This is a genomic window from Aestuariibaculum sp. M13, from assembly GCF_024723255.1.
GTDB classification, from domain to species: Bacteria; Bacteroidota; Bacteroidia; order Flavobacteriales; family Flavobacteriaceae; genus Aestuariibaculum; species Aestuariibaculum lutulentum.
In genome coordinates this window covers 261123-284662 of sequence record NZ_JANIAC010000005.1, presented here as the reverse complement: position 1 = coordinate 284662, position 23540 = coordinate 261123, and the positions used below count along the sequence as shown (strand labels likewise).

Below are 23540 nucleotides of genomic sequence, written 5' to 3'. Positions count from 1 at the left end.
TATTTTAGTCAGCAAGATTTGGGTTATAAAGTAGCACCCCTGGAGAAATGCCCACATAATACCCTTCAGATCCTGGCACAAGTGTTAATTCTTCTCCTGTATCATGATGAATCCTTGTGAAATTTGGCACGTTTTCACCGTAAATATGATACCTTTTCTGATCAAACAAATTAAGAGAAGAACCTATTAATTCTTTACGTCTTTCATTTTTGATAAGCTGTAAGGTTGATGCGTTATCTGAATGTGTGTATGGCATAAAATTAGATATACGCATTTCTAAAAGCTCATTTAACGTAGCTATTGCTCCTGCACCATTCCCCGTTCTTGCTTTAGCCTCAGCATTCGTTAGCATTAATCTGTAAGTCGTAAGCCCCACACTGCGCTCTCCTGGATAAACATAACAATAGTAAGGTGATGTATCTAAACCTCCATAGGTTGTTTGAGTAGACATTAAACCCCATCTTCTATCATTAACTTTGTCATACAACGCTTCAAGATCCGGATGTATTAGTTGTGGTGTTCTAAAGCCCCAAATGGTATAACGGTTCCAAATGATTTCCTGATTTAAGGTACCATAATACCAGGCATCATTATTGCCATTAACACTATAACCAAGCCAAGGGTTTGATGAATTTCTAAAAACAACCGTTTGATAGTCGTAAAGAAAATCGTATAAGGCTAATGCCTGATTTGAATACGTTACAGCCTCCTGAAAATCACCCATATAAAGATGTACCTCGGCCAATAATGCCAAAATAGAGGCTCTACCCGGACGCCAGTTTTGATACTCATTTATAGCCTGATAATTCGGACCTAACAACTCTAAAGCTCTGTTTAAATCTTTAATAATTTGATCATAAATATCACCTGTAGTTGATTTACCTAACAAAGCCTCCAAATCTACCGATAACGGCATTGCAATCGCAGGTTGATCTGTATTATTAGGATCGTAATGCGGTGCATATTCATTTACCACATGAAAATACTCAAAAGCACGTTGTGCATGGGCTTCACCTCGAATGATATTTCTTTGACTTTCATTGTAAGCACCAACTTCAGCATCACCTATATTCTCTAATATAAAATTAGCCATGTGGATGTATTGATAAAATTCTTGATAATCATAATCAATAGCATTTTCAGCAAACAAATCATGCTTCCACCCGTAACCATTTGTATTAAGTTCATTCAGTTCTCCAAAAACATTTGGAGTCATAAAAACATCGGGATCCATGTAACGGGTATTCTCTCCTTTCCCTCTTAAAATGGCATAATTATTTAATAAATCATCATAATCCTTTAATGTGGATGGAATCACCCTACCTTTTGGTAATACATCTAAAAATTCATCTGGATTCTGACATGAAAATGTAAAAGTTAAAACCAGACTTAATATTATATATTTTATTTTCATAATCATTTTATTTTAAAAAGTTGCTCTAAGTCCGAATGTATATCTTGTAAGATTTATAAAGGCCTCCTGATAATTAGCCTCTGGATCACGCCCCACATCGTTCGCCGTCCATAAGTATGGGTTAGTTACCTGAAAACTAAATCTCAAATTGTTAAAAAACGTTTTATCTAAAAATTGCTGAGGCATATTATAACCTAAGATAATTTCCTGTATTCTTATAAAATCTGCCTTATGATAGTTTATGTTCGAACTTGTCCAATAGAAAGCTTGATTATTGGTATCAAAACGACTTTCGCCAGCTCCTGTTAATGGATTAGTTCCATTGTAATAAAGCCTTGGTACATTTGTAAAGTTTTCATCTCCTGGTTCTCTCCATCTGTCATTCCAAATCTGATGTGTTCTAACATTATTAGCTGTATTATTAAAATTGTTATACGCACCATGAGAAGAAGACGAGTAATTTAAACGATCTTTAAAAATATGTCCAAACTGATAATCTGCCATAACCGTCAGGTCGAAATTTTTATAAGTGAACGTATTAATAATACCACCGTAATGTGGAGCTATTTCAGACCCTTGAGATTCCATATCTTCTAATTCTATTTGGGAAGGAATATCTCTCCAATGAACAAGTCTAGCCGGTTCATCAGCTTCACCAAGTAGCTCATTACCTTTTCTCTCATTTCTCCATACCATTAACTCCCCGTTTTCGTTTAAGCCTCCAAATTTATATGCATACAGAGTAAAGAATGGATCACCTTCCAGGAATGTTGCCCCATTAACTAAGGCGCTTGGATTGGTATTATTTTCTCCAAAAAATTCAGTTAATATATTTTTATTATAATTAATATTAGCTTGAATATTCCAATTAAAATTATTCCTGTTAAGAACATCGGTTTTTAAAGTAAGCTCAATACCTTTATTATCTGTAGCTGCATAATTAAGGGTTGCTGAATCCCAGCCAGTAGTAGGGTCGATACCTCTGCGTCCTAAAATATCAGAACTTTTACGCACATAATACTCTGCACTTCCTGAGAATTTATTTCCAAATAAGGAAAAATCTAATCCAATATTGGTAGTAGCCACCTGTGCCCATCTTAAACCTGGATTAGCAGGCACAGATAAACGTGTATAAGGATATTGTCTGCCCCAGAAAATAGAAGTAGCAAAGGCCTGAGCATAAGGCGATGAAGAATCACTGGTTATACCTCCTATACCGTATGAAGCACGTAATTTTAAACGGTCAACCCAAGATAAAGCAGACATAAAATCTTCTTTTCCTAGCTCCCAGCCAGCTGCCGTAGACCATAGTGGCTTGTAACGATATTTAGGGTCACTTCCCCATACATTAGCCTGATCAACCCTAACACTACCGTTAAAGGTATACTTATCAGCATATGTATAAGCTAAATTAGAAGCGTAACTAACCTGACGAAGATCTTCAATACCCTGTCTAAAATAATCTGATGGTCTGCTAAAAAGACGAGCGCCATTAAAATCAGCCACGCCATTGGTTAAAGTTTCATTTACAGCTGCATATTGAAGACTTTGCTCATCAAATCCTAATTGTCTATTAAAAATATTATCTGAAAAAGACTTCTGGTATTCACCCAATGCCAACACGGTTAATTGGTGATTATCCCAGGTTTTGTCCCAGTTGATACTGTTACGGAACACCCATCCACGACGTACATTTCTTTCATGCTCATAATCAGTTCCTAATGGTATTTGATACTCGCCATTCACATAATAATTATTTATAAAATTGCGGTGTGAAGGCAAATTCATACCTCTATATATATCACTTTTCAAATAGTTAAGTTCATATGCAAAAGCACTTGATAAGGTTAAGCCATTAAATACTTCTGCATCTAATTGAAAACGTGTTCTAAAATCTAACCTTAAATCTGTGTCATTTTTATTCAATCTTTCCTCCAACCAGTTAAACGTATGAGGAGCCCCTACTTCTTGTTCCCTTTGTTGGGATATCCAGGGATTATAAAGAACATAATACTGTTGTAAATTACCATTGTCATCTAAAATACGATCATATGGCTGTAACTGTTGTAAAATTTGGGCCGCTCCTGGTGTACCAAAACTTGGACTTACTGAATTGTTTGTTTGTTTCCTCATAGCTCCTGTTACTAAAGAGGTAAACTTTATTTTATCGTTAAAGTTATACGTATTATTAACGGTTAAGGTTAAACGGTCATCATCATTCCCAATATTAGCCGACTGATAATCTGTATAAGCTAAAGAGGTATAGTAAGTATTATTTTCTCCTCCACCAGACATTGAAAGGTTATGAGTCTTGCGAATTGCATTTCTGAAGAAATGTTTCGAAAATTCCTTATTAATGTCTCTACTTTTAAGTTCTTCAATATAGTTGTTAAAGGTATTCTGAGACCATACATTACCGTCAGGCGAAATTCCGTTGCGATAAATATAGGCCAGATGTAAATCATTTATACTAGAAGGTGAGTTTACCAAAGTATTAAAATTCACCCAATTTTTATCTATAAATTCCTGATCTAACTCAATTTCTTCAGCAGTATTCATCCACATAAAATCATCAGTATTAATTTTTTCTTCCAACTCTACGAAAGATGAAAAATCAACTTTGGTACGACTCTTTTTAGATCCTGATTTTGTTGTAATTACAATAACTCCGTTTGCAGCTCTAGAACCCCATATAGAAGCAGCAGAAGCATCTTTCAGTATCGTAACTGATTCAATATCTTCTGGGTTTACACCTCCTAAGTTAGTATTTAAATTTCCTACACTTTGATCAGACATAGGAAATCCATCAATAACTATTAAGGGGGTTTCTTGAGAGGAAAATATAGTAGAACGACCTCTAATATTTATGAGACCCGTAGCTGGACTAACACTAAGACCAGATACCTGCCCTCTAAGTCTGTCTAAAATGTTAGCAGAAGATGGTCTTAACTGAATATCTTCTGCGGTTAACTTTGTAAAAGAACCTGCTGTACGCTCCTTTGAAAGCGTTTGATACCCAGTAACCACGACCTCTTGTAACGCGTTTACATTTTCCTTTAAGGTAATATTAACGTTATTATAATACGTTAAAGCACTAACCTCTCTGGTTTCATTTAAAAAACCCACATAAGAAAACTCTAAAACGGCATTATCTGCTACCGTAATAGAATAGACCCCATTGAAATCTGTTGCTACACCATTTTGAGTCCCTTTTTCCATAACGGTAACCCCTGGTAATGGCATACCTGTGGCATCGGTAATGGTTCCTGACACTTTCACCTTTTGTTGTCTTCTGTCGTAAGTATGATCTACCTTTTTGATTAAAATGGTGTTATTTTCATCTATTTCAAACTCCAGACTACTGTTTTTAAGTGCTCTATCTAAAAGACTTATAACCAATACTTCTCCTTGCTCTAACTGAATAGTAGGCGAATCTTTGAATAACTTTTTAGGAAATATAAAGTGGTAATTGGTTTGTTGCTGAATGATGTTAAACATTTCATCTACTGAAACAGACTGGTTTTGATTAATGAATACTTTTTCCTGTGAAAAGGATGTATTCGGGTTAAAACCAAAAACCGTTGCGCACAACAAAAAGATAAATACTCTCATAATGCATAAGGGTAATCGCTTTCGTATTAGATAGCGATAGTTAGTTAATTTAATTTTCATAAATTTGTTTTGTGTTAGTTAGACATTACTTTAATTAATACATACAAGAGGGAGAAAGTTACTACACGGCCAAATGTTTCAACTTAGCTCCCTTTTTTTTTATTCAATACTTATGTTTTTCTCATGAAATTCATATTTATTTATGATTCCTAATTCTTTTAAATTCTGAAGTATATTTTCAATTTTTTCATCTTTACCCAGAGTCCCTACAAATAGTTCATTTTCAACATCTTTATTCTTAAACTCTACATTAAAATCATACCATCGCGACAATACCATCATAATCTCTTTCAAGGTTTTATTATTGAAACTAAAAATGCCCTCTTTCCATGAAATTTCGTGAAATACATCAACCTCATTAAATGTTATGGTGTTGGTACTACGATCTAATACAGATTGCTGATTTGGAAGTAAGATATGATCTTCCCCTTGATACTTAATATTTACCTTTCCTTCTACTAAAGTGGTGGTTATATTCGATTCGTTGTTATAGGCTTTAACGTTAAATTCCGTTCCTAATACTTCTATTTCATGATTGTTATTGGTTACCATGAATTTCGAACCTTTATGAGCTGTACTTGGAGACACGTCAAAATAGGCTTCACCATACAAAAGTTCCACCATACGTTTTTCGCCATCTACAAAAGTAACCGGGTATTTTAATTTTGATTCGGAGTTTAACCAAACCTGAGTACCATCAGATAGTTTTACAAAAAATTGTCCGCCTCTTGGTATGGTTAAATAATTATAGGCAATGGCTTTTGATGCTGCCTCTTTATTAGTATAAACAAGTTCTTCTCCATTACTTTCTAAATTATCAAAGGCAAGTTGCTCTCCTTTTTCTAAAGTAATGTTAGAACCATCCTCTCTGGTTAATACCGCTTTATTGGTTCCTACTTCAATACTCGTATTAACAACAGCGTCCTCTTGAACTATAAAGTCTGTCCCTTTATTTATAATTGTATAGATTGCTACAAATGCTAATATTGAAGCTGCAACCGCATATTTTACATAAGCAGACCTAAATATAGAAATCACCTTTGGCTGCTTAATTTCTTCATCATCTTTTATAGCTTCCAAGATGTTAACTAACATCCGTTCTTTAATAACGTCTTCTGGCCCTAAGGCTTCAACCCACTCATTTTCCTTTTGGAAACTTTCGTAGTAATTAACCAAGAGCTTTAACTCATCGGCAGTCGTTTTCCCTTCAAGATAGCGTTCTATCAATCTTCGGAAAAACTTATTATTCATTTCGGTATTGTCCATTAAAATATTTTTAAAAAACTGGGTTCATCTTTTATGTGTAGAATAAAAGACCTATCCCCTAATGAAATTTAAAAAAAATTTAACTTTTTATTTACAAACACGACAAACCCTCAGTAATTAAAGGGATAACACTGAATTATTTTTCAAATAAAGAAAGTAATACTGCGAAAAAAGGAATATCGATTAATGTATAAAATACAGCATTTCTATACTTAACAAGTATCCTAGCGACGAACGGATGGTTCTTAAAGCCAGTGTGATGTGATTCTCAACTGTTTTTGGTGAAATGCCTAGTTTTTCGGCAATTTCTTTATGGCTTAATTGCTCATTTCTACTTAAAATATAGACTTCCCGGCAACGTTCGGGTAGTGTCTTAACAATCGTATCTATTTGCATCACCAACTCTTCATGCATCAGTTTGGTTTCGGGCGTAGCATATTGAAATCGATCGTTTAGTCCTTCAAATAATTCTACACGCTGAATTTTATTTTTTCGAAATTCGCTAAACACCTTATATCTTACACAAGCATATAAATACGATTTTAATGATATTTTAATTTGAAGATTGTCTCTATAATTCCAGACATCAATAAAAACATCTTGAATGATTTCTTCACAGAGTTCTTTATCCTTAAGAAGATTATAGGAACTGATATATAGAGGCTTCCAATAGCTATCGTAAAGCTCAGTTAAAGCCTTCTTATCCCCTTTTTTAAGTCGGTCTACAATATCTGAATCCTGTGAGAGCATAAATTAAAAATAGCAAAATAATAGTTAATTTCAAATGTAAACATTTGAAACAAAATCCACATTGTTTTTTTTAAGTATTACCTATGTATTAAGAACCAAAGAGCCTGATAATTTTTCTTATCAGGCTCTTTTCGGTATTAGTCAAGTTTATTGTTTTACTCTTTTTCAGGATTCGAAACTTTAGATTCAAAGAGACTTACATCCAGTTTAAATTTCACTTCAGTGCCTCGTCTGGCAGAACTTCGCATCTGGTATACCCTAATTTTGTAAACTCCTGTTTGCTGCAACACCATTTTACAGGTATCCCCTTGGGTTTGACCAATAAAATCGGCTACATTATTAGAACCTGGCGGTAACAAATTAAAATAGCTTGAGTTTATTTTTCTATTCAAAATAATACTAACCGAATCTCCCTTTTTTACATTTAAGGCATAATCAATAATTTCTTCACCTTTAAACACATCCTCAATAACAAGGTTTGCCTTATCTGAGTCAAAATTTAATTCTTTAGTTATAATTTGAGCAAAGGACATGCCAGGTAATATTACTAAAAGTAGTATTGACAAAAAACTCTTAATATTCATAAAAATTCCATTTAATTAATAAATACATTATTGTTTCACAACTGACTTAACCAATTTTCCTTGTTCACTGTGGATTTCAAATAAATACACAGCACTTTCAAACGGAGATAAATCAATCTCTTTTTCTTCTCCCATTTGTTTTAAGTCAATACTATTTATAACACGTCCCATCATATCATAAATAGTTAAACGACTTAATTTTATATTTGAAAGGTTTTGTATTTTAACAATACTTGATGTTGGGTTTGGATACAGCTTTATGCCGTTTAATACATCTATATTAACATCTAAACTTCGTGTTGAATCAACAATTAAATCAAAACTGCAGGCTCCTATATTACCACTTGCATCCTGTGCTGTAAACGTAATGGTATGTACATCATCTCCCAATTGTGTTCCAGGACTAGGACTCTGTGTTAAAATGGTTAATGGATTCGTACAATTATCGACCGCCATAGCCTCCGATGTTCCAAAATAATCAGGAAGTGTATACAAACTTCCTGGGTCTGGGTGTACTGTTTGATTTGAAGGACAGCTTACTATTGGAGCCACATTGTCGACTACTGTTATTTCCTGAATTGAGCTTTTGGTGTTTCCAGAATCATCAGTAACCGTCCATGTTATGGTATTTAAACCTAAACTTAATATGCTTTGACTAGGAACTACGCTGGCTACACCACAATTATCGCTGGTAGCTGGTGGTGGCAATTGTGACATATCATAAGTACATTCGCCAACATCTGTATTTACACTTATTGCATTTAAAGTTCCAATTGTTGGATCTTCATTATCGACAACTGTTACTTCTTGAATTGAATTTCTGGTATTTCCAGAATCATCGGTTACTGTCCAGGTTACGATGTTTAAACCTAAAGCCAATTCAGATGGATTTGCTACAACACTTGCTACACCACAATTATCACTGGTTGCTGGCAATGGTAATTGCGAACTACTATAGATACAAACACCTGCATCTGAATGCACTGTAATAGCACCTAAGGTGGCAATAGTTGGTAGCTCATTTTCCTGAACAGTAACTATATGGGTCGAGGTATTTTTATTTCCTGAATCATCAGTTACAGTCCAGGTTACTGTATTTGCCCCTAAGTTTAAAATAGAAGGACTTACAGTAACACTAGCTACCCCACAATTATCACTCGTTACTGGTGGTGGTAATTGTGAACTGTCATAGGTACAAACACCTGTATCAGCATCAACAGTAAAATCACTCAATGTTGCTATGGTAGGTTTTTCATTGTCTATAATGGTAACCGACTGATCAACCGTGTTAACATTACCAGAAACATCGGTTACCGTCCAGGTCACCGTATTAACCCCTAAAACTAAAACAGAAGGACTCGCCTCAACCGTTGCTACACCACAATTATCATCAGTAGTTGGTTGTGGTAATTTAGAAGTCTCATAGGTACAAACACCTGCATTGGCTGCAAATGTTAAGTCTCCTAAAGTAGTTATAGTTGGAGGTATCGTTTCCGTACCGGTTATAAACGTGAACACGGCATTATTTGGTAAAGTAATACCTTTAAAAATAGCTAATTCATTACTGAAGCTTTCAGCACCAAAACTTGTTGCATTAGAAAAATCGCCATCTCCATCACTATCGATAAGTATTTTAATATCACTTGCAGAAGTACCTCCGTAAGTAAGACCGTTTAATTGAATAGTAAGCGTTATACTTCCCGGATTATTAGTTGATTTCACTTTCCATTCTCTAGATAATCGAGCAAAACAACTGGCTGAGGCAGGCAAATCTGTTGATTGTTCGGTTAAAGCACCATTATCATGACCTATCATTAAAAAATCGCCATCATCCAACGAGGATGCATTGGTTATAACTATATTTCCCTTTCCATGCTGACCAGAACCATTTCCAGAGCCAGTGTTTATACTATTTGAAGCTATTTGATTTAATTCACTAGCCTCATCTTTACCAATACCAAAAACATCGTTCCAGTAATTAGTATCATCCCATAGAACGGTTCCGTTAGAATCTTCATAGTGGGTTAATGTCTGTGTATTTCTTGTTAGAGTGATGCCATACTTAATGGCCATGTAGGTCATTAATCGACGAATATTTGCTGAATCATTCAATAAAGTAGAAGGATAAGTTATGATCTCTGCCACTTCACCATCAAAAGGGCTCCAACCACCATTATTTCCGTTATTGTTAGTTCCCCCTATCATTGGGGTTAAGGTGATATCCCTAAAATTAGTGGTAAAAGAAAAAATACCTTCAGTTCCATTATTCAAAAAGTATTTACCGGGTAAGCCTGAAAAATCTATTAATGCTACTGAATATTCTGAGCGTAATGGATTAAAATAGGATTTAAATATATTGTCTCCCTGACCAACTGACTGCTCTTCAGTATTTCTATATCCAAATAGACCCGGTCCAAAACTACTACCCGATACCGTACTCCCCATTAAAGTAGAAGAATTGGAATTACTTTTCATGACCACTATTGCAGATTGAACCTGAATAGAAGTATTTCCCTCTAATCGATTTGTTGGCAAAGTAGAAGCGGCACCTGTATTATTAAATGAAATAGTTGGATTGAAATTGATAGCGTTTTCTTGAAACCCTGGTGTTCCTGTAATAGAAAACGTATTAACTCCAGATTTATCTACCCATGCATTAAGAGTTCCAGAGTTTGCCGTAATGCCATCATTCCCCTTCAGCCATAGATTAACACCTGTAACACCTCCTGGTGATGGACTATACACCCATTGAGCATAAAGTGTAAGATTTGCATTTTGACTATATACATCACCTGGATTGTAGGCTGTTCCAGAACCATTAGCAACCGTATTCCAACCGGTAAACTCATAACTAGATTTCACTAATGTATTTTTATCAGAAATAGTTATTGGTGAAATAGCTGCATCTTGTATTTGTGTCGCTGGCGCAGTTCCTCCTGTATTACCATTCCCTACATAAGTTATTGTTTCATCCGCACTTAACACAAAAGATGGCTGAATGGTTATATCTTCAGTTAAGGTAATTACCAAAGGATTGTTTGTTGTACTTCCTGTGCCTTGAGCATATGTCCAACCATCAAAACCATAACCATCTGAAGGGTTTGCTGTAAGGGTAATTTCTGTTCCATAAGGATACAAATCACCATAAACCGAACCACCTTCAACCGCACCATTAGAAGCTGCTAAAACTTTTAACATGTAAACATCGTCAACAAACGCCTCCAGAGCACCACGTAAAGGCGGATCTGATCTGGTTTGCCCAATTTGATCTGTGGTAACAAGTTGGCCTGAATTACTTGTGTTTACTAAATCTATCCAGCTCGAACCATCAAAATACGATAGCACAACATCACTTGAACCAGATCCAGACACCCTTGTTTGAGTACCTTTATTTGACACTAAAAAACTACCTATTCGCAAGGTTGGCCCCACAGACCCTTGATCTCTTACCAAATACGGTCTAAAAACCTCGGTTGTACCAATTTGGTTTCCAGAAGCATCAAAAATTTTACTAAGACTGCCTCCTGTAAAAATTGTATCATCACTACCATCGGCTGCTCCTGAATATTGAACATTACCAACATCTGCCCCCATACCGTTTGGTAAAGTACCGTGATAAACCGAATAATATAAAAATACACGTCCCTGATTAGAATAAGCAGATAAATCATCTAGAGTGTAAGCTGTAGGGTTATTTGAAGTACCTCCTGACCTTTTATAATTATAGGCAAAAACAGAATTTACAGCCCAAATACCTCCAGCACCACCTGCGTTGTTCCCAATAGCACCGGTTGTTAAAGTACCATACCCGACATTTCCTGTAACACTTGAATTTACTAAATAAATTTTTCCTGAATTATTATTATTTATGGCCCCTCCTATTTCTGTACTTTGATTATTACTGATGGTACAATTATTTATAAGGGCTATACCCGCATTATTTTCCATGGCTCCACCACCTCCACTGCCTGAAGTAGATCGATTTTCGGTAATGGTACTACTTTCCATTTTTAAAAACCCTTTATTCACAATACCCCCGCCGAAATTTCCTGCATTTCGATCTATTAATGTGTTATTAATGTAAAGTTTGTTTTGGTTACTAGTAGTATAAATTCCACCGCCACCACCAGAGGATCTACTATAGGACACTTCACAATTATTAAGATACAATGCAACATCATAATTTTCAAGCATAATGGCTCCACCAGCTCCAGTATAAAAACCTCCTCTTATTTTTAAAGCATTAATAATAACCGTACTGCTACCACCATAATTTAAAATTTGAATTGCCCTGTAGGGTGATGGGTTAGTATTGAAACCACCAGCACTATTTAATCCTGTTCTTGGCACCGTTAACAAATAGTTGTTTCCTTCAATAGTCAACGATTTATCAATACTCACTTGATCTGTATACAAAATAATATCTGAAGTAAAATTGATAATATCTCCATTTGAAGCCGAACTAATTGCAGTATTTAATTCTGCTTCTGATGCCACATCAAAGGTGGTTTGTGCATAGAAATAATTGCTTAATGAAGTAAAGAAAAACAGGACTAAAACCTGTTTTTTAATAAAACCTGAAGTAAAACGAAAGCTAAGACTAAAATTGCTTTGAGGTTTATTTGCGTAGTTTTTTTCCATGTGATTAGAGTTTTCAGCTGATTAGATATTAAATTTACTTATTAAGTGTGAAATAACGCACGTATCCCCTAAAAAAAATTAATAAAATTTTAACTTTTTTAAATATACAAATCTCTGTTTTTTAACACCTTCTATAGTAGAACACTAATCAATCATTTATTAACAAGGTACTCTTATTTTGTATTTTGTAATCTAGTTAGTTACTATATATTCCCTTAAATAAAAAAAATCCGTAGTTAAAAAAAACTACGGATTTTTTAAATTCTTAAGAGTTGAAATTTATTTACTCGTGTAAACCGATTTAAATAGTTCGATAAACTTTTCTTTGTTTCCATTTTTAAACGGAATCATATAAAAACTATAGGTATTTACATGGTTTCCTGTTAACATGTATTCTTTTTGAGGTTTTGCTCCCCAACTGTTATCACCTCCAAGACCTCGTTGATCCATATCGATATTTAACTGAACTAAATCACGTTCAATAATATCAATAGTATGCTTACTTTTATTCACTTCAGGCATACCATCGCTATAGTTCTCGTCTTTGGTTGCATGCTTTTCTACTTTCTTTTCAACGGCATAATTTAAACCATCGGTAGCATCAAAATCTTCATTAAGCATATGTAACGCACTTAAACCTAGGTCTTTTTTATTACCTGCGGAAGACACTACAAGCAAACCATTGTTATCTGAATTGGCAAAAGCTGCCCAACGTACATCGGTTTTATATCCGTTTTCCTGAGGACGAATATACGGCACATACTGATCGGATACTGAAGAATCATAGACATCTACAAACGCTGAAGCTTTTCTGTCGGTATAATTTTCCCATGGTCCGCGTCCGTAATACGTCATCTTACTAAATGCCTTCGGTAATTGCATGCGCATGCCCATTCTAGGTATATCGGCTTCATATGTTGTTGTATTTAGCGTGTTATCAATTTTTACAACACCATTCGCAAATACTGAATATACAGACACAAAAATTGTTTCAACACCTGGTAAATTATAAGTTACATTTACAGTTACTTTTCCGTTTTCTGATTTATCTGTTGTAAACGAAGCTACTTTGTAGTTTAACGAAGCCTCTTTCCAGGCTATATTTCTTTCCTGCATACGGTTACCAAAATCGTTATCGGTTGGTGCGCGCCAAAAGTTTGGTTTTGGTCCGTTTTGGTCTTTAATTAGTTCTTCACCGGCAAAAACATATGATACCATTTTACCTGAAGCTTTATCAAATACTAATTTAAAATCATCACCCGAAAGTTCTAATACATCTTTAGTTTCATTAACCTTAACAGCCTTATCTGTTGCTATAACTTCTTCTTGCCATTTCAGCTTTCTGCCTAATAAAATCTGCTCGTGTGCCACCGTGTAACCTGCCTTTAAAATACCCCAATCTTCTTTAAGAATGGCTTCAATTTCTAAAAAATACTCGGTATTTTCTTTAAATTCAATATTACTCAATTGTACTCTTACCAATTTCCCTGTATGCGGTTCTACAGCAATACTACCTGCATTAAACGTATCTAAAACTTCGCCATCGGCTTTAATTTTTGCTTTAATGTCGAACTTATCCAGATTTGTAAAATCATATAAATTTTCAATTAAAACTCTAACCTGATTATCGCCGTTGATGCCCTTGTTTTTAAAGTTAATAAATTCGTGTGCTTTCTTAACTTCATATAATCCAGGGTGCGCCGTACGGTCTGGAAAAATAAGTCCGTTATTCAGGAAAGAATTATCGGTTGGCATGCCTTCACCAAAATCACCTCCATAAGCATAATACCTCTCGCCTTTTTCGTTGGTTTTCCAAATGGACTGATCGACCCAATCCCAAATGAAACCTCCTTGTAAATTTTCGTGTTGTTCAATCACATCCCAGTAATCCTGAAAGTTCCCAGTACTGTTCCCCATAGCATGTGCATATTCTGAAGGTATAAACGGACGATCGGTTTTCGATCTTCCAATATTTTCAAAAGACGCTGGAGACGGATACTGAGGCACAATAATATCGGTATTCTCGTCCATATCGAATAAATTACCATCGACATCTTTATAGGAACGCTCATATTGTACCGGACGTTTTTGTTTATCGTGTGCTTTTATGGCTTTGTAACCTGCAAAAAAGTTAATACCATTTCCAGCCTCGTTACCCATAGACCAGATAATTACAGACGGATGATTTTTATCGCGCTCTACCATACGGACCATACGATCGACATGTGCTTTTTCCCAACTTTCTACTTTTGCAAGTGAATGGTCTCCGTAGTACATACCATGCGATTCTATATTGGTTTCATCTACTACATAAATTCCGTAAGTATCACATAACTCGTAAAACTTCTCCTGTTGCGGATAATGACTTAAACGAACGGCATTAATGTTATTTTCTTTCCATAGCTGAATGTCCTTTAAAATCTGCTCTTCACTAACCACGTGTCCGGTTTCAGGATTATGCTCTTGCGTATTTACACCTTTTAAGGTAATAACCTGTCCGTTTACACGTAACAATCCGTTTTTAATTTCAACGGTTCTAAACCCAACTTTTGAGGAAGTTGATTCTAAAATATTCCCCTTTTCTTTAGTCGTCACGACCACCTGATATAGATTTGGTGTTTCGGCTGTCCACGGTAGGGCATTAAAAATTTGCGTTTTTAAATTCACATTAATGGTTCCATTGGAAGGCACTTTTACCGATTGGTTTCCTTTTGCAACCGCCGAACCTTTATTATCTAAAACCTCATAAAAAACATCAACTGTTTTCGATTTTACATCTGCATTATTAACAGCTACCGTAAGGTCTAATAAACCTGTAGTATAAGCACCATCTAAGGTTGCCATAACCTCAAAATCCTTTATACGTGCTTTGGGCTGAGCATATACATAAACACTGCGTTCTATACCACTGATACGCCAGAAATCCTGACATTCTAAATAAGAACCGTCTGTCCATCTGAAAATTTGAAGCGCTATGGTGTTTTCACCTTCTTTTAAATATTTTGAAATATTGAATTCTGCCGGAAGTTTACTCCCTTGAGAATACCCAACATAATTTCCATTAATCCAGACAAAACCTCCTGATTTCATAGCTCCAATGTGCAGAAACACTTCTTTCTCATTCCAGCCTTTACTTAATGTAAATGTTCGTCTGTAAGACCCTACCGGATTGTAATCAAATGGTACTTGCCCCGGATTAGACGGATAAATTTTATCTGTAAAAGTAATTTCACTTGAAACCGGTGCTTTATAATCGGCAAACTCGTATTGATGGTTTACATAAATAGGCACGCCATAACCTTCAACCTCCCAGTTCGCCGGTACTTTAATATCATCCCAGCCTGTCACATCAACTTCAGGTTTCATAAAATCCTGAGGTCTGTCTGCAGGTTTACGAACCCATTTAAATTTCCACTGACCATCTAAGCTAAGATAGTTTGCAGAAGTGTTCCAGTTATTTTTTAAAGCATCATTTTCAGAAGAAAATGAATAAAACGTTGTGTGTGTGTCTTCTTTATTCTCTGAAATTACCTGCGGATTTTGAATGTAATGCTTCAAATCGTTAGGTAACTCTTGGGCTAAGAGTAAATTTGTAAAACAAAAGAGAGTTAAGTTTGTTAAGTTGTTTTTCATCTGGTTAAATTATGTTGTTTTTATCAGACAGATGTCATTCGCCAATAATCATCTTTAGGTTATGACACATTTCATATTGATCAAAATGTGCTCGAACACAAACATATTAATTTTAGCTGATAGTGCTATACTAAACAGTATATTTGTTATGTAAGTTTGGCATTTTTAACAATTTTTAAGATTAAATGTATAATTTACATCTATTATAGCGATAGATTTAGTAAATGTCTATTATATCGTCATTCCCTTATATAGCTAATAACTGCTGATAAAATGCCAAATATTGCTGATTGTTTGGGTATAATTCTACCAATCGTTTCGCGATATTTTTAGCTTTATTTGTATTATTATGATTCAGATAATGATATGCTAAAGCATATAATAGACTCTCGTTATTTGGATCTGCTTTTAAACCTTTTGCTAAAGTTGATTCAGCTTTATTAGGTTGATTTAATTTATCGTAGATTAGGCTTAAATTATAGTAGGCTCTAATATTATCAGGCATTTTGGTAATGGTTTGCTCTAAATACGAAATGGCTTCCTCCTCCCTATTTAATTCAGCTAATAATAATGCTAAAGAATAATAGGTTGAACCATAATCTGGTTCTTGCTGAATAATAAGTTTAAATGTGTCTTCTGCTTTTTTGTAATCGCCGGTATTGTAATATAAATTAGCTAAGGTTAATCTTATATTATTCTCCAGATTATCAACTTCCAGAGCTTTTTCATAATAAAAAATAGCCTGTTGTAAATTACCTTGTTTAATGTAATAATTACCTTTTCTGGCTAATCCGCCAGCAAAATCGGTATTCACCTCTAAGTAAGTATCAAACTCCTTTTTTACTTTTTTGTAAGAGGCTTTATATTTCTCTGGAATTTGAAGTTCGCTAACACCTGCCAGTGCATAAAATGTTTTAACACGAACTGTTCTTTTTGGATCTTCTAAAAGGGGTAGCAAATAATTTATATAATCATTAGTATTAATATTACTCAACACATCTACACTTGTTGCACGAACCATAGGTGATGCATCATTTAATCGCATAATGTATTCATCTAAATGCTGTTGAACATCATAATTTGATAAGGCACGCAACGCCGAAGCCCTTACCAGTTCGTTTTCTGAGGTATCATGAATTAAATCAATCAGACCTGCATCGGCATGAGCAACGCCTAAAACACCGGGAGCTAACTTATCTGAAAAATGCAGAGAATCTACCGTTCCATATAATTTTTGAAAAGATTCCCAGGCCCATGTATTGTCTTTACCTTCATGACAACCAACACAAGCGTTTGGCGTGTTATATTTCAAACTTAAATCGGGACGAGGCACTCTAAAACTATGATCGCGTCTGAAATCATTTCCCATATAGTAGCGCCCTGGCATGTGACAATTAATACATTCTGCACTCTCGGTTCCCATGTCGTGTTTATGATGCTCAGGTGTATTGTACTTTGTTGGTGTATGGCATTGCGTACACAGAGCGTTCCCTTCCATTTTTAATTTTAAGGAATGTGTATTATGACAACTATTACACGCTACATCGTTTTTATACATTTTACTTTGCAGAAAGGAAGTATACACATAATCTTCATCTAATATTTGTCCGTCAGGATAGTATTGGGGTTGTACAATTAAATGCGGAAAATAATGATCTAAAAACGTGCCTTCGTAATTATAATTTTCGGTAAACTGCTCGCGACGGGCGTGACAACGAGCACATTCATCAACCAATTGTTTAGGTGCTATTCTGCTCGTCATTTTCATGGTTCCTGTTGGTGCGTAAGCATCACCTAATCGTTCAACATCATCGACATGTTGTTTTCCTGGCCCATGACAAGCTTCACAATTCACATTAATTAAGGCATACTTTGTATCGTAACTATCAGCTTTAAGATCGTAATTTTTTCTAACGTTTGTTGAATGACAATCGGAACACATGGTGTTCCAGTTTAAACCTTTATTGGTCCAGTGTAACCACTCTTCATGAACGACTCTAAAATCCGGAAATAAATTGAACCATTTGTTTTCAACCGAATCCCATGCCGTACTTAAACACTGATAGGCTCCATTGGGAAATTGTACAATATACTGTTGCAATGGTGTTAAACCATAGGTGTAAACTATTTTATAATCCTGATATGCACCATCCGGTCCTTCGGTATGCACATAATAATCACCATCCTTTTTATAGAATCGCGAAGTGACTTCCTGACTGGTAAATGTTTCCCCTTTAAAATCAGCTAAAACCGATAAACTATCAGCAATTTGCATGGCTTTATCGTGATGAGAACCCTGCCATTCCTTAAATTCTGTATTATGGCAGGTTTTACAGGTTTCATCACCTAAAAAATGATTATCAGGAATTAAAGCAGTAGATGTAAAAATATCATCATGAGTTATAGCCTCATACTTTTTTTCTTCTTTGCAAGAAACCAATAAAACAATTGAAAAGAAACCACAGATTAAGCTTGACAAAGCTCTAGTTATAATGGGGTTAGTCAAAATATTTATCTTTTAAAATTACAGAATAAATTGCTCTATAAATGTAACTTAATTTTGACTTAGAATTGCTATAAATTAAATATAAAAGACTCCTGGTTTCTCTTAAAAATTATACATAAAACCAAAACTAATGCGCATCGCATCCCGACTTTTGTCAATGGATTGCGCCACATCATTAACCTGACCATCAATTTCCAATGTTTTTATACCATAATCTAATTCCAAACCAACGGTCATGCGTTCATAAGCATCATACATCACATTAAATATGCCGTAATAATGCTTATGTAGAAAATCACCTTCGACGAACACCGTAGTATCTTCTAAAGCTTCATGAATAATGAGTCGCTCGGAATCATCTAACTTAAATTGCGATGCCCCAAACACAACGTTAGTATGTAATTTTTTTGTAATGAAATATCCATATGAAGCCCATCCTCCAAAAGCAGGTGTCGCTTTTATTTGATTATTTCCTGTTGGATACCCATCATAGCCACCTCCAGAAACAGTTGTTAAATATGCCGAGATCCCTTTACCACCTACCAACTGAAACTGTAAATTATTTAAACCAGGTTTGTAATTACCACTAAAACTGAATCCATAACCTGTAAATTTATCTAATTCATCATTTAACTTATAACGTACACTTCTTAAAATGGATGACAATCTAAGATGTCCCCAATCCTTTTGATATTTAATTGCAAAAGTTAAATCAGGCATAAACTGATCGGCTTCGTCTACTAATGGCTGAAATTCGGCATAAGTAAAACTTGTAGCAATTGGTGCCTCGATACTAGCTTCGTAAATCCAGTGAGGATTTCCAAATGTGTTTTTATATTTCACATGTGGTGTTCTAAGCCAAACCCCGGACGGAGGACCTTCCAGTTCCATAATATCCGGCCAGATGTCTTCATCACTAAAATTATTCCACATCTGTCCTATTTGCCAGTGTTCCGTTTCTACATAGGCCTTTCGCAACCTCATTTTGCCATTTCCTCCCCAAAAATCCGACTCTACAACCGCCTTAATCACATTGCCGTTTTTCTGCACCATGTGGGTGGTTAACCTTAGTTGTGTTTGATACAAATCGGCTTTAAGACTTTTTTCTTCTTCAGTTCCAAATACATTAATAAGTCCGACATTAAACGTCTCATTATCATTTAAGCCTCCAAAAATATCCATATAACCATTCAGTTTCATATTAACTCCCAAACTGGATTTAATACGTGGCTGATTATTTATGGAATCGTTGGAAGTTACCGTTAAAAACGGATCTTGAGCTAAAACCAAAAAGCCATTTAGCACAAAAAATAAGGTTGCAAGATGTTTCATATTGGCGATATTAAAAACATCTTAATTTACTCATTTTTAATCACATAAAATACTACAAATTAAAAAAGGCGTTAAAACTAAGTTTCAACGCCTTTTTTTAAATCTTTACTAAACTACTATCTCAATTCTGGAATAGCACAAACATCCATATCGCCGTAATCTAAATTCTCACCTGCCATACCCCAGATAAACGAGTAATTACTTGTACCCGAACCTGAGTGAATAGACCACGGTGGAGAAATTACCGCCTGATTGTTTTGCATCCAGATGTGTCTTGTTTCCTGTGGTTCTCCCATAAAGTGACAAACCGATTGTCCTTCAGGGATTTCGAAATAGAAATACACTTCCATTCTACGGTCGTGAACGTGAGCCGGCATCGTATTCCAGCTACTTCCAACTTTAATAGACGTCATTCCCATTTGTAATTGACATACATCAACAACGCTGTTTACTATGTACTTTCTTAAAGTACGTGCATTAGCTGTTTCAGGAGCACCTAATTCGATTACCTCTACATCATCCGTTCCAATTTTCTTTGTTGGATATGCTTTGTGAGCTGGTGTTGAATTTAAGTAGAACATTGCAGGACTATCTGCCGATGTACTTGCAAATACCACTTCTTTATTACCTTGTCCTACGTATAACGCTTCTTTATGATTTAACTCGTATACCGTTCCGTCTACAGTTACTGTTCCTGTTTGACCAATATTAATAATACCAAGCTCTCTTCTTTGTAAAAAGAATTCTGCCTTAAGGGGATCGATAGCACCTAACGACACTGATTTAGAAACCGGCAATACACCTCCCGTAATAAAACGATCGTAGTGTGAATACACTAAATTTAGTTTATCGGCTTCAAAAAGATTTTCAATTAAAAACTCGTTTCTTAATTGCGCTGTATCGTAGCCTTTTACACCTTGTGGGCTCGATGCGTAACGCGATTCATAACTAACTGACATAATTTATAGTTTTAATTTTTTTAATAATTTCAATGCTTAAACGTTTAAGCTATATCTACGGATAAAATAAAACTTATCCTTTTTTCTATGTTCTAATAAAGAACGACGGTTAAACTGATAGCACCGTGAGCACCAACCACCAGACATTGTTCTATATCTGCTGTTTTTGAAGGTCCAGAAATGAAGACTCCAAAAGTTCTTTCACGCTCTGAAATGGCATCAAAAACCTGGTGCATATGCAAATTAACAGCATTTTTAGGGACTACCAAAATTAAATCGTTGGTAATAAAAGGTAAAGCACGAACAATAATATCGTCTTCTGATACCCAAACCGCTCCATTTTCAGCGACTGCATAATTTCCTTTTATAATGGTTAAATCGATGTCCTCAAGCGTATGCGGATCGGTATCTTTTGAGACAGGAACTGTACCTAAGGCTGATTCCTTCATGCATGAAACAATTTTAGTTGCTTCAGGATATAACGCCTTTATTTCTATATCAAGGGTATCTAATCCATCTAATTCTAAAAGACGTCCACCAACAAATTCAATATTTTCTTTAAAGCGTTCAATTAAATTAATGTCTTCATCAAAAACACTTAAATCGATATCTGGTAATGGTAAGGCTTCCGGTTTATTTGCTTTTACCGCATTTAATATAGATTCTCTACTCATTTTTCTGTCTTTTTTTGTACCATTCTTCAAAATTATCACCTTTTACTTCTGGCAAATCTCTGGCATGCCCCCAGGTATTAATTTTTGAATTGATTAATGACTTTGGCGTATTTTTCAGCATAAAACGCGTGGACTTTCCAACAAAATCATACGTCTTTGGTTTCGCCAAAATACTACCCGCAGCTTTCATAATATTCTTCTTTACAAATGGTTGCGGCACATCTTTAACGATAATTTGACGCCATTTATACAACTGTTCGTGAATATTAATTTTTACCGGACACACATCGCTACAAGATCCGCAAAGTGTAGACGCAAATGGTAACGAACTGTGTTTAGTTAAATCTTTACCTGGCGATAAAATAGACCCGATAGGTCCTGGAATGGTTGCATCGTAACTATGTCCGCCACTACGTCTGTAAATCGGGCAAGTGTTCATACATGCCCCACAACGAATACAGTGTAGCGATCGTCTGAAATCCTCTCGACTTAACTGCTCCGTTCTTCCATTATCAACGATAATGATATGCATTTCTTTACCTTCTTCAGGTTTGTTGAAATAAGATGAATAAGTCGTTATAGGCTGACCTGTTGCACTTCTTGCTAACAAACGCAAAAAGATACCTAAGTGTTTTTCCTGCGGAATTAACTTTTCCATTCCCATACAAGCGATATGTACTTTAGCTAAGTGTGCTCCCATATCGGCATTTCCTTCGTTGGTGCAGACTACAAAACCACCGGTATCAGCAACTGCAAAATTAACCCCAGTAATCGCCGCGTCGGCTTGCAAAAACTTATTTCTTAAATGCTTTCTGGCCTCACGAGTTAGATATTCAGGATTTCCACCACTTGGCTTGGTACCTAAATGCTCCTGAAATAATTCATCAACTTCTTCTTTGGTTTTATGAATAGCAGGTAACACAATATGACTTGGTGGCTCTTGTGCTAACTGCACAATACGCTCTCCTAAATCGGTATCGATAACTTCAATATCATTGGCTTCCAAAAACGGATTTAAATGACATTCTTCAGTCAGCATCGATTTACTTTTTACAATCTTTTTGGCATTGTGCTTTTGAAGAATGCTGTGAACAATTTTATTGTGCTCCTCGGCATTAGCTGCCCAGTGAACAGTTACACCATTTTTCTTGGCATTTTCTTCAAACTGCACCAAATAGCTATCTAAATTAGATAACACATTGGCTTTAAGTGCTGAAGCGTAGTCTCGTAGTTGTTCCCAACCCTGGACTTTATATGCCTGTTTATCGCGTTTCTGTCTAACAAACCATAAAGCCTTGTCGTGCCAGTTTACCTTAGCCTCGTTCTCATTAAATTTTGCTGCTGCTTCTGCGTGTGCCATAATTAGATACTACTGTTTAAAATTTCTGCTATGTGCATCACCTTAAGTGGCTGCTTATTTCTATTGATTAACCCTTCCAAGTGCATTAAACACGAATGGTCAGCTCCGGTAATCACTTCTACATCACTATCAATATGATCCTGAATACGGTCTTTTCCCATTTTTACAGAAATGGCTTCTTCAAATACCGAGAATGTTCCTCCAAATCCGCAACATTCATCTGCACGATTCAACGTTTTTAACTCTAAACCTTTGACTTCATTTAGTAAATTTTCTTCAGTTGAAAAATGTGGATCCATACGCTCTGAACATGAACCCAAACGTAATCCACGTAAGCCGTGACAACTTTTATGAATACCTACTTTATGAGGAAATGACGCTCCTAAATCGGTTTTACCAAGTACCTGATATATAAACTGGCACAACTCATAAGTGTTTTCGCGAATGCGTTTCACATCTTCGGTTTGTTCTAAAATATCAAAATGCTTCTTTACATGATATACACAACTTCCAGAAGGCCCTACGATATAGTCATAGTTTTTGAAATTTTCAACGAATAACTGACAGGTTCCTTTAGAATCGTCTTCGTATCCTGAATTCCCTAAAGGCTGTCCGCAACAGGTTTGTCCTAACGGATATTCTACATCGACTCCTAATTTTTCAAGAAGTTCTAATGATGCGATGCCGACTTGCGGATAGAGTTGATTTATATAACACGGTATAAATAAACCGACTTTCATATTAATACT

The 23540-nt window shown here is 35.5% G+C and carries 13 protein-coding genes; all 13 read right to left on the bottom strand.

Annotation, left to right across the window (positions count from 1 at the left end):
• Positions 1 to 4: 4 nt before the first annotated feature.
• The 13 genes from NO995_RS16630 to NO995_RS16570 all read right to left on the bottom strand — a co-directional run bounded on the left by NO995_RS16630 (position 5) and on the right by NO995_RS16570 (position 23531).
• The gene (locus tag NO995_RS16630; RefSeq protein ID WP_258228478.1) at positions 5 to 1414 is read right to left on the bottom strand and encodes a RagB/SusD family nutrient uptake outer membrane protein; all 1410 of its coding nucleotides are present in this window, start codon (positions 1412 to 1414) and stop codon (positions 5 to 7) included.
• A 12-nt stretch (positions 1415 to 1426) separates the two neighbouring features.
• Positions 1427 to 5026 carry a SusC/RagA family TonB-linked outer membrane protein gene (locus tag NO995_RS16625; protein WP_258228477.1) on the bottom strand — a complete coding sequence of 1200 codons (3600 nt, stop codon included), beginning with the start codon at positions 5024 to 5026 and terminating at the stop codon, positions 1427 to 1429.
• A gap of 159 nt (positions 5027 to 5185) precedes the next feature.
• Positions 5186 to 6352, bottom strand: a complete 1167-nt coding sequence (locus NO995_RS16620) for a FecR family protein (protein ID WP_258228476.1) — start codon at positions 6350 to 6352, stop codon at positions 5186 to 5188.
• Between the two features lie 183 nt (positions 6353 to 6535).
• Positions 6536 to 7102, bottom strand: coding sequence for an RNA polymerase sigma-70 factor (locus NO995_RS16615; RefSeq protein WP_240573190.1), 567 nt, complete (start codon positions 7100 to 7102; stop codon positions 6536 to 6538).
• Positions 7103 to 7257: 155 nt separating this feature from the next.
• Positions 7258 to 7686: a hypothetical protein gene (locus NO995_RS16610; RefSeq protein ID WP_258228475.1), complete on the bottom strand. Its 429-nt coding sequence runs from the start codon at positions 7684 to 7686 to the stop codon at positions 7258 to 7260.
• A 27-nt stretch (positions 7687 to 7713) separates the two neighbouring features.
• Positions 7714 to 12327: an HYR domain-containing protein gene (locus tag NO995_RS16605; protein WP_258228474.1), complete on the bottom strand. Its 4614-nt coding sequence runs from the start codon at positions 12325 to 12327 to the stop codon at positions 7714 to 7716.
• A 279-nt stretch (positions 12328 to 12606) separates the two neighbouring features.
• A complete protein-coding gene (locus NO995_RS16600; RefSeq protein ID WP_258228473.1) occupies positions 12607 to 15960 on the bottom strand; it encodes a glycoside hydrolase family 2 TIM barrel-domain containing protein in 3354 nt (1117 codons plus the stop codon).
• Between the two features lie 247 nt (positions 15961 to 16207).
• Positions 16208 to 18439, bottom strand: coding sequence for a tetratricopeptide repeat protein (locus NO995_RS16595; RefSeq protein ID WP_258228472.1), 2232 nt, complete (start codon positions 18437 to 18439; stop codon positions 16208 to 16210).
• Between the two features lie 129 nt (positions 18440 to 18568).
• Positions 18569 to 19798, bottom strand: a complete 1230-nt coding sequence (locus tag NO995_RS16590; RefSeq protein ID WP_258228471.1) for a hypothetical protein — start codon at positions 19796 to 19798, stop codon at positions 18569 to 18571.
• 116 nt (positions 19799 to 19914) lie between these two features.
• Complete coding sequence (gene kduI, locus NO995_RS16585) at positions 19915 to 20757, bottom strand: 5-dehydro-4-deoxy-D-glucuronate isomerase (RefSeq protein WP_258228470.1); 843 nt, start codon at positions 20755 to 20757, stop codon at positions 19915 to 19917.
• A gap of 92 nt (positions 20758 to 20849) precedes the next feature.
• Positions 20850 to 21431: an LUD domain-containing protein gene (locus NO995_RS16580; RefSeq protein WP_240573195.1), complete on the bottom strand. Its 582-nt coding sequence runs from the start codon at positions 21429 to 21431 to the stop codon at positions 20850 to 20852.
• Positions 21424 to 22791, bottom strand: a complete 1368-nt coding sequence (locus tag NO995_RS16575) for a lactate utilization protein B (protein ID WP_258228469.1) — start codon at positions 22789 to 22791, stop codon at positions 21424 to 21426. Before NO995_RS16575 ends, NO995_RS16580 begins: the two co-directional genes overlap by 8 nt.
• A 2-nt stretch (positions 22792 to 22793) precedes the next feature.
• Positions 22794 to 23531 (bottom strand): (Fe-S)-binding protein, encoded by a 738-nt coding sequence (locus NO995_RS16570; protein WP_258228468.1) that lies wholly within the window; start codon positions 23529 to 23531, stop codon positions 22794 to 22796.
• Positions 23532 to 23540 lie beyond the last annotated feature (9 nt).